This window comes from Chitinophaga varians, assembly GCF_012641275.1.
In the GTDB taxonomy this organism is placed as follows: Bacteria; Bacteroidota; Bacteroidia; order Chitinophagales; family Chitinophagaceae; genus Chitinophaga; species Chitinophaga varians_A.
In genome coordinates this window covers 2,498,665-2,512,379 of record NZ_JABAIA010000001.1, presented here as the reverse complement: position 1 = coordinate 2,512,379, position 13,715 = coordinate 2,498,665, and the positions used below count along the sequence as shown (strand labels likewise).

The window sequence follows — 13,715 nt, the reverse complement described above, 5'->3', positions numbered from 1 at the left end:
CCTGACCGTATGATCGGGAAAAGACTCATATATCTGTGTATCGCGCTGACAGCGGTTGCCTGCGAAAATGATATCCAGGCGGTGATGGAATTTGATTCCAAGAAAGCGGCTGTTGAAAACGGTACAGATATCGAGGCTATTTTCAGCCAGAACGGCAAGGTAAATGCAAAGCTGATGGCCCCTGCCATGGAAAGAAGCCTGGATAAGCCATCCTACGTGAAATTCAAGCAGGGCCTGAAAGTGCTCATGTTTAATGACACCCTCGGTGTGGAAAGCACCCTCACCGCCGATACCGGTCGTTATATGGAAGACGAAGGAGCTATATTCCTGTCCAAAAATGTAGTGGTCGTGAATAAAAAAGGGGATCGCCTTAATACCGATGAGCTGAACTGGGACCCCAAGAAAAAAGTTTTTTACTCCACCAAGGAAGTCTTTATTAAGACGCCCACCGATTCTCTGCACGGCTGGGGACTGATTGCCAACGAAGATTTTACCGACAGAAAGATTATCAACGTTAGCGGACCTATCACAGTACAGGACAGCCTGTCAATGCAATAGCCCGCTTCCGGAAAGTATATAAACGAAAGAACCCCACCTCTGCAGGTGGGGTTCTTTCGCTTTAACCTATTTTTTAACCTAAAATTTGGTAATATTAAAAACAATAACTATGCCAGATTACCCTTTTGTAGGCGTATTTCAACACGTTGTGCGACCGCTCTTCACAAACAGATCCCGACTTTTGCTTTTTTGCCTTCAGTCCGTTATTTTTAGATAAAACGAATGTAATGGAATTGATCAACTGGCAGGACTTTGAGAAAATAGAAATGAGAACAGGAACAATAGTAGAAGCAAACGACTTTCCCAAGGCCCGTAACCCGGCTTATCAGTTGTTGATAGATTTCGGCCCGGAAATCGGCACGAAAAGATCTTCTGCACAGATTACCCGGCTTTACCAGAAAGAAGAGCTGATAGGCAAACAAATCATTGCTGTAGTAAATTTTCCTCCTAAACAGATCGCGAACTTTATCTCTGAGTGCCTCGTGTTGGGAGTATTGGGCGATGACAAGGAAGTTACCCTCCTGCAGCCCGGTAAGTCCGTCCGGAACGGCCAGCGAATAGCCTGAGGCCAACGCCGGAATACGGTCCGTCAACGCAACCTTTTTTACGGTTAACGCATAAAGTTATCAGGATATCAAAGGACCAATTCAATAAAAAACTTGAATTTCACTGCATTAAATCTATGTTAATTATTGATTTATAAGTATATATACATATTTATAAATAGTAATTCTATATAATTATAATATTGTAAAATTGTTAATATAATAACATATTTACCATTATCCTGTTTTCACGAACAATATTACAGCGTTCACGGAAATGGAAGCCTGGGACTAAAATTCACAGTATATCTTTGTTTTAGGTTTTTCATAGGATATGGTTAAAATTATTACAAGGGCGGTATTCTTACCACCCTTTTTTTATTCCCTTTACCCTGCAGCGCTACTGATTTATAACAAAACATACGTTTTATAACTTTTGCTAATGCTTCCGGAAATTATCCGGGTCTTTCCACTCATCATTTTACGTTCACTTCCTTTTTTAATGCGTTTACCTGCAACCAGTTCGCAGCCGCTGGAAGCGACTTTACGGCAAAACAACACAACTTTATGATATAACAAACTGATAATCAAATTTATATATCAAAATAAGATACATTATGATTAACTAGCAAGCGTTTAACTGCAATATGCGTTCACCGTCTTTTTTGCCACGTTCCCCGAGAAAAATATATCGTTCACAAAAATGGAGTAACATCTAATTCAAAAAACGCCCACCTTTGGGTTAGGTTTTTCAATAAAGATATGGTTAAAATTTTTCGGGGCTGTAGTCTTGCAGCCCTGTTTCTTTCTCCTAAAAACCTGTGATTACTCTCCCTGATACTTACTCCCTTACCTGACATTCAAATCATTACATTTAACCCACAAGATTTTTTGGTCCTATTTACTTTGGTCCTGTTTATCCTTATCGCCTGTGAAGTCGCAATTTTACCTTCCTGTACGTTGATTTACACACTCTTTTATGGCAAAAAAAATAAGGTCCCGGAAAGGATATCATGCCTGATATTTTTCCGGGACCCCATTTAAAGGTTACTGTAGCGGCTATTTCGCATTAAAGGCAGACGGGAACGGCTTGTCCAGCAGATGGGTGTAAATGAACCTTGCCGTTTCGGTGGAAGCATGCAGGGCGTTAGGACCTCTCCATCCGTGGCGCTCGCCGGGATACAGCATAAATTCAAAGTGTTTGTTCAGGCTTTGCAGCTTGTCTACCAGCTGAATAACATTTTGCATATGCACATTGTCGTCCATAGTGCCATGTGCCATGCGGAGCAGGCCTTTATAGCGGTTGGCGTAGGTCATCACGGAAGTAATTTTATAACCTTCCGGATTTTCTGCGGGAGTGTCCATATAACGCTCGGTGTAGTGGCTGTCATACAGCTGCCAGTCCGTTACCGCAAAATTGGCCATACCATGGGTGAATACATCAGCGCCATAGGTAAGGGCCATATCGGTCATATAACCACCGAAACTGCCACCGGTCATGCATATTTTGGATGGATCGGCCCAGGGCTGGGAACGCAGCCACATAGCGGCGTCCATATAGTCTTCAATTTCATACTTGCCCAGCTGACGGTGGATGTAGTTCATGCCGGTTTTGCCTAACTGACCGCTGCTGCGGTTGTCGATGGCCACCTGGATAACGCCTTCCTGTGACCACCACTGGGAGCCGGGGCTGAATTTCCAGGTATCGTATACGGTGCCGGCGTTAGGGCCGCCATAGATGCTGATCAGGATAGGATATTTTTTCCCGGGCTGCAGGTGTACCGGCATAGTAATGGTCATCGGTAACACCAGTCCGTCGCGGGTTTTGTAGGTAGTCAGTTCAGGCTTGTACAGGTTGTACTGGTCAAACTTGCTGCCTTTGCTGTTGCCCAGTTCCCGGACAACTTTCCCGTTATTGTCCAGCAGCGCCATCCTGTCGGGTGTTTGCAGGTTGGAATAGGTGGTAATGAAGTATTTGCCACCAGGCGCGATGTTGATGATGTGGTTGTAATTGCCGAAAGTCAACCGCGTAATGGCGCCGGTTTTCATGCTTACCTTATACAGGTCGAAACGGGTGGATGCTTCCTTGCGGGCGGTAAAGTAGATGATCTGGTTTTTTTCATCTGTAGCAACCACGTCTTTTACGGTCCAGTTACCGCTGGTCAGCTGTTTTTTCAGGGAGCCATCCATGTTATGGAGGTACAGGTGGGACCAGCCTGTTTTATCGCTTTGCAACAGAAAGCCCTGGTTGTTTTGCAGGAAGGGAACAGCATCGAACCAGTCCACCCATGTTTTCTGGCTTTCGCTGTAGATTGTTTTCTTGGCGCCGGTTTTTGGATCTATGCTGTATATTTTCAGGTTGTCCTGGCTGCGGGGCATCCACTGCATCCAAAGTTGTTTGCTGTCGGCCGTCCAGAAAGGCATGCCGAAGTACTGGTCGTCTTTTTCGTTGAAGTCGGCCCATATGGTATTACCGCCTTCTACCGGCACCACGCCTACTTTTACTGCCGGGTTGGGGTCGCCGGCTTTGGGATAGCGGGTGTTTTCGAGATATCCATGCTGTCCTCTTTCACTGTAGATCGGGAATACGGGCACTTTGGTATCATCAAAGTGCATATAGGCGATCTGTTTACTGTCGGGGCTCCACCAGAAAGCGCGGTAATGGGTAGGGCGACCGAGAATTTCTTCATAATACACCCAGGAAGACCATCCATTGTAGATCACATCAGTGCCGTCGTGGGTATAGCGTGTTTCCTTTTTAGAAGTTATTTCCAGGCTGTACAGGTCATTGTTGCGGGTAAAGGCCACATAGCGCCCGTCTGGTGAGAGCGTGGGATTTTTCTCTTCCAGGGTGTCATTTGTCAGGCGGATGCTATTGCCGTCAACGCCCTTGTAGTAGATGTCCCTGTCGCGTACTTCCACGCTGGGGCCGTCTACCGGAGCGGTATATATTTCTGCTTTTCCGGTGCGGGCGTCCACTTTCATGGCCTGCGTACGGCCGGAAGCAGCGTCGCGGCGCATTTCCAGGTAGTGCTCCGCATCTGCCCAGCCTTTGATGACCGGTAAGGGTTGTATAATATCCGTGGCCTGGCCTCTGAAGGCCTGTTCAAAGGTAACATCCTGCTTTTCCTGCGCCTGTAAACGTGGCATAGCGGCAAGCAACAGGGCGGCACTGCCCAGGCAGGCGGGTGTAAACCATGATATGCTTCTCATAATACGATGTTGATTTTTGTTGTTGTTGGCGGGCGAAAATAAGCATAACTCAAAAATACCCTTCACAAAATCCATAAACGGCCGCCTGATATTGCCGGATATCCATCTACAGGCGCCATTTACGCAATAGTTGACCACGTTCGTTAACTCCCGCTGCTTATAGCAGTGGAACAGGCTAACTTTAAACCGGTTTTCATAGGATATGGTCAAAAAATAAGAGGGCTGTAGTCTTACAGCCCTTTTCCATAAGATTTTCCCTATAATCAGTTATTTTTGCACTCCATTTGGCATTTACAAATAATCACATGACACAATTATCTGAGCAAGAGATTATACGCCGGGAAAAATTACAGGAGCTGCAAAAACTAGGGATCGACCCCTACCCTGCAGCGGAATACCCGGTTAATGATACTTCCGTTAACATAAAAAATAACTATTCGGAAGCTACTAAGGAGCAATTCCAGGACGTATGCCTGGCAGGCCGTATTATGTTTATCCGTGATATGGGTAAGGCAGCTTTCGTGGAACTCCAGGACAAGGCCGGCCGTATCCAGCTGTACGTACGCCGCGACGATATCTGTCCTGGTGAAGACAAGACTGCTTACGACGTTGTTTTCAAGAAACTGATGGACATCGGTGACATCATCGGTGTAAAAGGATATGCTTTCGTGACCAAAACCGGCGCCACCTCCGTTCACGCGAGGGAAGTGACCATGCTGTCCAAAGCCCTGCGCCCGCTCCCGATCGTAAAATCCGTGGAAGGACAGGTTTTTGACGAGGTAACCGATCCGGAATTTAAGTACCGTCAACGGTATGTGGACCTGGTCATCAACCCGGAAGTGAAAGATGTGTTTGTAAAACGCACCAAAATCCTCCAGACCATCCGCGATTTTTATAATAACCTGGGCTACCTGGAAGTGGAAACACCTATCCTGCAGCCTATTCCCGGCGGCGCTACCGCCCGTCCGTTCGTTACGCACCACAACGCGCTGGATATTCCTTTATATCTCCGCATCGCGAATGAATTATACCTGAAACGCCTCATCGTAGGTGGTTTTGAAGGTGTGTACGAATTTGCGAAAGACTTCCGTAATGAAGGTATGGACCGTACCCACAACCCGGAGTTTACCGTAATGGAAATGTACGCCGCCTATAAGGACTATGAGTGGATGATGCGTACCACCGAAACCCTGCTCGAAAAAGTAGCGTTGGCCCTTCATGGCACCACAGTAGTGCCGGTAGGTGATAAAACCATCGACTTTAAAGCGCCTTTCCGCCGCGTGCCGATGTACGAAGCCATTAAGGAACATACCGGTTTCGATATCTCCGGCATGGACGAAGCGCAACTGCGCGATGTCTGCAAACAACTGGACATCCACGTAGACGCCAAATTCGGTAAAGCCAAACTGATCGATGAGATCTTTGGTGAAAAATGCGAAGGCCATTATGTACAGCCGACCTTTATCACCGACTACCCGGTGGAAATGAGCCCGCTGACTAAAAAACACCGCAGCAAGGAAGGACTGGTAGAACGTTTTGAGCTGATTGCCAATGGCAAGGAAATCGCTAATGCTTACAGTGAGCTGAACGATCCGATCGACCAGCGCGAACGTTTCGAAGACCAGGTGAAACTGATGGAACGCGGCGATGACGAAGCCATGTATATCGACTACGATTTCCTCCGAGCCCTGGAATATGGCATGCCGCCTACTTCCGGTATCGGTATCGGTATCGACCGTCTGACCATGCTGATGACCAACCAGCCTTCCATCCAGGACGTGCTGTTCTTCCCGCAAATGAAGCTGGAAAAATAGTCAGGCAAACGGATCATAAGATTAGTGGGCAGTAAGCCCGCAAAGAGATAAAATAAGACCACATTTTGTTGTTTATATTAATTTATGTTAATATGATCGGCAGAATGTGGTCTTATCGTTTCTTCGCGTGCGTGAAATTTCCGGCATTAAATTTTCTATACCCTTTTCAGAAGCGCTCAGATACCGTGTCACATAGTTAACTTTAAGTAACGCTTTCTGTATCTTAAAATTAGTCATATGAAAACTATACTTGTACCCACTGATTTTTCTGATACCGCCTATAATGCAGCTACTTATGCGTTGGCAATGGCCGCGCAACTGAAGGTAGACCGTATCGTGCTTTATCATGCCTATGAGTTGATTGTCCCGATTCCTGACGTACCTACGTCTATTCCCATGGTCAATCCCGATGACCTGCGGATCGCCTCACAGGAAGGATTGGACAAGATGCAGAAAGAGCTTTTGCCCCTTGCGGCAAATGGCGTTAGCATCGTGACCCGGGCGGACAACACCCTGCTGGCAGCCACTATCGATGATGTGGTAAAACAGGAAGAAGCCACGCTGATCGTGATGGGTATCACCGGCGGCAGCAAAGTGGAGGAAATACTGGTAGGATCTAATACCGTCGACGTGGTGAAACATACCACCTGTCCGGTGTTAATTGTTCCTGGGAAAGCAACCTTCAAAGGCATCACGAAAATTGTATTCGCCTGCGATCTGCGCCAGGTGGCCGACACCACCCCGATTGCACCGTTGAAGAAGCTGCTTGCCGCATTTCATGCAGAACTGCATGTGATCAATATCGATCATGAAAGCAGGCACTTTTCCACCGACACGCCTTTTGAAACGCTGATGCTCGATACCCTGCTGGAAGGCCATCAGCCGGAGTATCATTTCATAGACAACCCGGACGTGGTACAGGGAATTACAGAATTTGCGGAAAACATACAGGCGGACCTCATTCTGACCATTCCTAAAAAACATGGCTTGTTCGAACGGATCTTCAAACGTAGTAATACGGCTAAACTGGCCTACCAGACACATATTCCGCTATTAACGATACACGAATAAAGTTATATATTTGAAACATTAATACATCATCATCACAACATTATGCTGAAAAAAACACTGTTGGTACTCCTGGGCGTTGGCTGCATGCACGCCAGCCAGGCACAACTACTGAACAAACTGAAAAAGCTCGGAAAAGCCAACTCCACTACTAACACTACCACCACTACTTCCAGCAATGGCGGCAGTATAACTGAATCAGAAGCCGGTTCTGCTATCAAGGAAGCACTGGCAAAAGGGGTTGCTAATGGCATTGCCAATCTCAATAAAACAGACGGTTTTTTTGGTAATGATCTTTATAAACTGTTATTGCCCCCTGATGCGGTAAAAATCGGTAACACGCTACGTGCTATCGGTCTTGGCCCGCAGGTGGACCAGGCTATCCTGCAAATCAACCGTTCTGCTGAAAAAGCAGTAGGATATGCCGCTCCCATCTTTGTGAACGCGATCAAACAAATGACGCTCACCGATGCGCTCAATCTTGTAAAAGGCGGTAACAATTCTGCCACAGAATTTTTCAAAAGCAAAACTACAGATCAGCTGAAAGCAGCCTTTAATCCTGTAGTTAAAAAATCACTCGACAGTACCAGCGCTACACGCTATTACTCAGACATCGTGAACACCTATAACAAACTGCCGACAACGTTCAACAAAGCGAACCCTAACCTGCAGGACTATGTGACCACCATGGCTGTTAATGCGCTGTTTGACCAGATCGGCAAAGAGGAAGCGGCTATCCGCGCCAATCCTGCCGCGAGGACAACTGATCTCCTGAAAAAAGTATTCGGGAATATCCTGTAATAACTGTTTCAGATCACATAAAAAAGGAGCGAAGATTCTTCGCTCCTTTTTGTTTTTACAGGCATGTTTTTATTATGCGCTGAGCAATACCTGCCACGCCTCTCCAACCTTGTTGGCTTCCAACAGTTGTTTGGCATAATGATGCAGCTCACGCTCCATCTCATCCGGTGTGAGGCTATAGTACTGAATGATATTTTTCAGGTGATGATCATCAAACGTAGGGTCTACAAAAGGCATTTCATGTACATTGCCCAGTTTGCCCAGATCATTGCCGCTGAGAATAACGCTGTTGCGTATAGGTAACGGTAACGCATCTACGCCGATGCCCAGTTGCGTGTTTGGTTTGGGCACTTCAAAAACGGCATCACCGGAAGCACGGCAATAATAATCGCCGCCCATGCGTGCTACGAGGTCTATCTTGTGAGGATCTATTTTGCCTTTGGCGTCGAATATTTCATCATTGATATGAATCAGTACAGGCTCGCAAATGACGAGATTGCCGGCGCCGCCCTGGTTGCCGGTTTCGATGATTTGTTTTACCACACATTCCAGTTGTACCGGGCTTTCCTTTACGCGGAACGGTTTCACTTTTTCTGATGCCATTGGCGTAAACCCTGCTTTTACAAATTCATCCACGCCTTCCGGATACTCGCAGCTGGCAAGGGACGTTTGTTGCACCATACTATAGGTGACCACGTTGATCACCACTTCGCCGGTGGCATAAACATTGGCCAGTGTATGTTTGGTGGTGTTGTCGCGCACGCGCCGGGACGGAGAAAATATCAGCGTAGGCGGATTGGTGCCGAACATGTTAAAAAAACTGAAGGGCGATAAATTGGGTTTGCCTTCAGCATCTATGGTACTGGCAAAACAAATCGGGCGCGGGGCTATGGCTCCCTGCAAATAAGCCTGCAGTTCGCTGGTTTTAATTTCTGACGGAACTACCTTCATGCCTATACGTTTTTCTTAAGTGCCAGTATAGAGAAGTCAGTGTCTTCCTTTACGATGGTATTGGTCAGCGTGCCCAATCCGTCGATGTTCATTTCCACCACGTCGCCGGGTTGCAGCCATTGCTCGGTATAATTGGGATCGTTGAGTTTGCCGGTGCCGTTCAGTTCCAGGAAGCAGCCGGTGCCTACCGTACCGCTGCCGATCACATCGCCGGGCATGATGTTGACGCCATAGGCGCAACGCTCAACGATTTCCGCAAAGGTCCAGTCCATATCGCCCATGTTGCCTTCGCTCACCTGCACACCGTTGACTTTACAGGTCATCTTCAGGTTATAGTTATTGCCGGTATGCCCTGGTTTGGCAGGAATCAAAAAAGGTTCCAGTTCATCAGGCGTTACCAGCATAGGACCGATCACTGTGCTGAAATCCTTACCCTTGGCAGGTCCGAGGTTGAGCTTCATTTCTTCCATCTGCAGGGTGCGGGCGCTCATATCGTTCATGATCATAAAACCGCCGATGTAATCGTCCGCTTCTGCTGCGGTAATGTTGCGGCCGGCTTTACAGATCACAATGGCTGCTTCCAGCTCAAAGTCCAGTTTGTCGAAATGGTCAGGCATGCAGTGAATATCGCCGGGGCCCTGGATGGCATTGTGATTGGTGAAGTAGAAGATGGGATACTGGTCAAATTCAGGGATCATCTCCACTTTACGGTTTCTGCGTGCGGCAGCTACGTGTTGACGGAAAGCATAGCCGTCGCGGCAGGAAGTAGGGAACGGTACGGGCGACAGCAGTTGGACGCTGTCTACAGCTATGCCATGAGCTGTACCCGGATGTTTACCTGCTTTCAGACTGGCATCGGCCTGCCGGGCAATATCGATCACATCTTCCCACATCATCAGGAACATACCCATGTTGTTGGGCAGGTCAGGATGCAGCTCCTGGGTGTTGTATAACAGTCCGTCAACAAGGATAGCCAGCTGGTCTGTTTCCTCTCTTAAATAACTTACAAGTTTCATGATTTGTAGTGTTCTGGTTGTATGATTGACCAAATATAAGGATGCTCCTGCGGTTTTTTTATATAAATTAGGAAGATAAATACCTGTTATGAAATCCCTTTTATGGCGCCCCTTTACCTGCTGCTGGTGCTGGGTCGCACCACACCCATTTCGGGCTTACACAGGCTAATTTTAACGAAAACATCAGAAAGCGCTTAGTAGCCAGCTGATAATTTTATATTTTGGCAATCAGAACCACTATTGCTGCTCTATGACGCGTCACTGTTTGTTGTTGTTGCTTTGCGGCTGCCTGTCCTTTGCACAGGCACAGCCCCGTACAGATACCCTGCTCAAAAACATGTTCAACCGCGAGGCTACGCCGTTGTTGCGGCATATGCTGCAGCATCCGGACTCTTTCCGGTACCAGCTGATCTACACGCAAATTGACCGGGATGCCAATAACAAACCGCATTTCCGGCATTATTACCTCAATGTGGACGCAGACCAGTATTTTAATCCGGCCAGCACCGTGAAGCTGCCTGTTGCCTTGCTGGCATTGGAAAAGATGCGGGAGCTGAAAGTGCCGGGGCTGGATGGCAATACCACGATGTTTACCGACAGCAGCGGAAGCGGGCAGTTGACCGTGCATACTGACAGTACCGCGAAAAGCGGGCTTCCCTCCATCAATCATTACATCAAACGAATATTCCTGATCAGTGACAACGATGCCTATAACCGTTTGTATGAGTTTGTCGGACAGCAGTCTATTCATGAGCGGCTCTGGAAAAAGGGATATAAGGATGTCCGTATCGTCCGGCGGTTTATGCCTTTGTCGGAAGATGAAAACAGGCGCACCAATGCCATCCGGTTTGTTAAAAACGGCAAAACGCTGTACTGGCAGGCGCCCGCTGTGAGCACGCTGCAATATGACTATAGCAGGAACATCCGGATTGGTGCGGGGTACATGGATAAAAACGATCATCTGGTATCTGAGCCGATGGATTTTACGAAGCATAATAACCTGCCGTTGCAGGACCTGCAACAGCTACTGCAATCGGTGATTTTCCCGCAATCAGTGCCGGCGTCACAGCGTTTCCGGATAACGCCTGAGGACTACCGGTTCCTGTACCGGTATATGTCGGAGTACCCTTCTGAAAGCACAGACCCCGTTTACGACACTACGGAGTACTTCGACAGCTATACGAAGTTTTTCCTTTTCAAGGGTGCGGGGCGTCATATACCGTCCGGCATACGGGTCTTCAATAAAACGGGCTGGTCGTACGGTTTCCTCACAGATGCGGCTTACATCGTTGATTTTGAACATCATGTGGAGTTTATGCTAACCGGAACAGTGTATGTGAACCGCGATGGTATTTTAAATGATGATAAATATGAATATGAGGAAGAGGGGTATCCGTTTTTCCGGGATGCCGGGAACATCCTTTATCAATACGAGTTACAACGCAAACGGGCCTACCAGCCGGATTTAAACGAGTTTCGTATCAATTACAGGCAGTAGCGGAAAGCGGGCGTTATAATATTTGATGGATAATTTAGGAACTAAAATATCCCAATTAAGGTGAAGATTGTATTTTTGTGCCTGAAATCGGCAGACGGGGACTAAACTACCTGCCGGGGTAAATAAGAAGGGTCTTATTCATTTTCCCGTAACTGTTACGCGTTAAAACTGGGATTCATGAAATTTGAAAAGATTAAGAACAAAGGACAGGCAAGATTATTTGAAAGCCAGTACCTCGAGATGCTGACAAAAACGCATCCCCTGGTGATCTGGGGAATGTATTTGCCCATTATTGGCTATATGCTTTACTATAGCCACGACTCATTAGGTTTTGAAGTTGGAACGGTAGCTCTGATATTTGTTGGCGCGATGTTATTCTGGTCGCTCTTCGAGTATATCATGCACCGGTTCATCTTTCACTTTGCCAGTGAGAGCCCCAGGGTGCAACGCTTTATTTATGTGATGCACGGTAACCACCACGAATATCCGCGGGACAAACAGCGTTTGTTCATGCCGCCGGTACCGAGCCTGATCCTGGCTTCAGCGATCTTTGGCAGCCAGTATATTTTCCTGCGGCAGTACACGTTCATGTTCTTCCCGGGCTTTCTGCTGGGATATCTCATTTATGGCAGCATGCACTATGCCATTCATGCCTGGAACCCACCCTTTAAGTTTATGAAGCCACTGTGGCGTAATCACCACCTCCATCACTACAAAAGCGAGGAGAAAGGTTTTGGCGTAAGCTCTGCGTTCTGGGACCGCGTGTTCGGCACTTTCTTCGACCTGGACAAGGAAAAGGAAGACAAGGAGAAAGTAAAGGAGCTGATGTTCTGATTTACGAACTTTTTGATTTACAGATCAATAAAAAAACGGCCAAAGCAGGTTTCCGCTTTGGCCGTTTTTTTATATTCATTTAACTGGTCACGAAATCAAAAAATCCGTAAATGCTTCACCATCTTTCTTCATCGTCCGGCAGGTTATCTTGCCGGAAAGCTTCCCGGGAAGCTATTTTCTGCAGCTGCCTTTCAATGATCAGGGCAGCGATGGGCCGGTAGGGATCAGTGCCCTGTTCGGCGGCATATGCGAGTATTTGTTTTACTTTTTTCTCTGCCACGTCTATACGATAGAGCAGAAAAATAAACTGTTGTAAATCGTTGCTGATGAGATACTCCAGTCTTCTGCCCAGTATTTCCTGCAGTTGATCGAAACTGATATTGCCCGGTGGTACGCTCACCTCAAATGTTTGTTGCGCCCAGGTGGCCGTCTCCTGAAGGTATGGTGCAGGAAAGCTGTTCATTATTTCATCTGTTTTATTTTGTAGGAAGCGTTGGTGATTACTTTCACCGGCACTTTCAGATCGTGTTTAATGCCTTTTGCTTTGTTCACTTTGTAGGTGTAGTTACCATTCATTTCCGTATTCTGCACGCAGATGCTGGGCATACCGCTACTGCGCATGACCAGGTAGTTGGACGAGGTGGTGCCGCTGATTTCGGCCGTGGCTTTGATATCATCGTCGAGGGTCAGGGTTTGCACCTTGTCAGTATTGATTTTGGAGGTACCTCCAATCTTGGCGGTCTGAGAGTCCCAGGTCTGGAGATTCCAGTAAAGGTCTATCCTGCCTATGAGGCCGCCGCGAAGGGGTACGCTTTCTTCCCATTGGGTGCCTGTTTTGATGCCATGTGCCGGATACATAATGAGTAGTTGTTCCAGCCAGGCGCGGAAGGCGTCGGTGCCAAACTGGTCTTTCATCAGTTTCTTATACGCTTCCTGCTCATTTTTTTTCAGGGAGCTGAAGGCGGCTTCTGCGTTGCTAAGCAGGTTATCGAGGCCATCGATCTTAGTGATCACGCCGGTGCTTTGCAGTTCCACGGTAAACGGCTGGTCCAGCAGTTTTTTCAGGCCGGCCTGAAAAGGTTCTTCGGCTTTATCCACTTTGGCATCCACAAAGATGTTCTGGTTTTTAGCGTTGAAATTGAATCGCAGTTCTTTATACCGGAACGTGAGCACGGCTTTGCCGGGTATTACATCGGTGACATCGATAGTGATGATATTGTTATAGTCGCGGGTAACCCGTTGCTGAGTCTCATTAACAGTGGTATAGGTCTCCGTACGGCTTTTCTGTTCCAGTTCGAACTGTTCTCCCTTGTTGAAGTTGTAATTGATCGACATATAGTCCTGTGCTTTTGCGGCAAAGGATAATGTCAGCAAGGTTGCAATGGCGCCCAATAATTTTTTCATTACCGTAATTTAA

12 protein-coding genes are annotated in these 13,715 nt (G+C 47.2%); 7 read left to right on the top strand and 5 right to left on the bottom strand.

What is annotated here, in order from left to right; all coding sequences use genetic code 11:
• Positions 1-9 precede the first annotated feature (9 nt).
• Both lptC and HGH92_RS10185 read left to right on the top strand, forming a co-directional pair.
• A complete protein-coding gene (lptC, locus tag HGH92_RS10190) occupies positions 10-558 on the top strand; it encodes an LPS export ABC transporter periplasmic protein LptC (RefSeq protein ID WP_168870619.1) in 549 nt (182 codons plus the stop codon).
• 227 nt (positions 559-785) lie between these two features.
• Positions 786-1,124: a tRNA-binding protein gene (locus tag HGH92_RS10185; protein WP_168870618.1), complete on the top strand. Its 339-nt coding sequence runs from the start codon at positions 786-788 to the stop codon at positions 1,122-1,124.
• A gap of 1,038 nt (positions 1,125-2,162) precedes the next feature.
• Here the strand turns inward: HGH92_RS10185 and HGH92_RS10180 are convergent.
• Complete coding sequence (locus tag HGH92_RS10180; RefSeq protein WP_247654860.1) at positions 2,163-4,316, bottom strand: S9 family peptidase; 2,154 nt, start codon at positions 4,314-4,316, stop codon at positions 2,163-2,165.
• A gap of 305 nt (positions 4,317-4,621) precedes the next feature.
• Here HGH92_RS10180 and lysS point away from each other — a divergent pair, with 305 nt between their 5' ends.
• The 3 genes from lysS (at position 4,622) to HGH92_RS10165 (ending at position 7,999) form a co-directional block, all read left to right on the top strand.
• Complete coding sequence (gene lysS / locus HGH92_RS10175) at positions 4,622-6,130, top strand: lysine--tRNA ligase (protein WP_168870617.1); 1,509 nt, start codon at positions 4,622-4,624, stop codon at positions 6,128-6,130.
• A gap of 237 nt (positions 6,131-6,367) precedes the next feature.
• On the top strand, positions 6,368-7,201 hold the full coding sequence (locus HGH92_RS10170) for a universal stress protein (protein WP_168870616.1): 834 nt from the start codon (positions 6,368-6,370) through the stop codon (positions 7,199-7,201).
• Positions 7,202-7,243: 42 nt separating this feature from the next.
• Positions 7,244-7,999, top strand: a complete 756-nt coding sequence (locus tag HGH92_RS10165) for a DUF4197 domain-containing protein (protein WP_168870615.1) — start codon at positions 7,244-7,246, stop codon at positions 7,997-7,999.
• A 72-nt stretch (positions 8,000-8,071) separates the two neighbouring features.
• On the opposite strand, the gene HGH92_RS10160 is transcribed toward HGH92_RS10165, so the two are convergent.
• Both HGH92_RS10160 and HGH92_RS10155 read right to left on the bottom strand, forming a co-directional pair.
• Positions 8,072-8,950, bottom strand: a complete 879-nt coding sequence (locus tag HGH92_RS10160; protein WP_168870614.1) for a flavin reductase family protein — start codon at positions 8,948-8,950, stop codon at positions 8,072-8,074.
• Between the two features lie 2 nt (positions 8,951-8,952).
• On the bottom strand, positions 8,953-9,966 hold the full coding sequence (locus tag HGH92_RS10155) for a fumarylacetoacetate hydrolase family protein (RefSeq protein ID WP_168870613.1): 1,014 nt from the start codon (positions 9,964-9,966) through the stop codon (positions 8,953-8,955).
• 250 nt (positions 9,967-10,216) lie between these two features.
• Here HGH92_RS10155 and HGH92_RS10150 point away from each other — a divergent pair, with 250 nt between their 5' ends.
• Positions 10,217-11,464 carry a serine hydrolase gene (locus tag HGH92_RS10150; RefSeq protein ID WP_168870612.1) on the top strand — a complete coding sequence of 416 codons (1,248 nt, stop codon included), beginning with the start codon at positions 10,217-10,219 and terminating at the stop codon, positions 11,462-11,464.
• A gap of 177 nt (positions 11,465-11,641) precedes the next feature.
• Entirely contained in the window at positions 11,642-12,298 is a 657-nt protein-coding gene (locus HGH92_RS10145) for a sterol desaturase family protein (RefSeq protein WP_168870611.1), read from the top strand.
• A gap of 115 nt (positions 12,299-12,413) precedes the next feature.
• Here the strand turns inward: HGH92_RS10145 and HGH92_RS10140 are convergent, their stop codons facing one another.
• Both HGH92_RS10140 and HGH92_RS10135 read right to left on the bottom strand, forming a co-directional pair.
• Positions 12,414-12,761, bottom strand: coding sequence for a hypothetical protein (locus tag HGH92_RS10140; protein ID WP_168870610.1), 348 nt, complete (start codon positions 12,759-12,761; stop codon positions 12,414-12,416).
• Entirely contained in the window at positions 12,761-13,702 is a 942-nt protein-coding gene (locus HGH92_RS10135) for a DUF6263 family protein (RefSeq protein ID WP_168870609.1), read from the bottom strand. The genes HGH92_RS10140 and HGH92_RS10135 overlap by 1 nt, the downstream gene beginning before the upstream one ends.
• Positions 13,703-13,715: the final 13 nt, after the last annotated feature.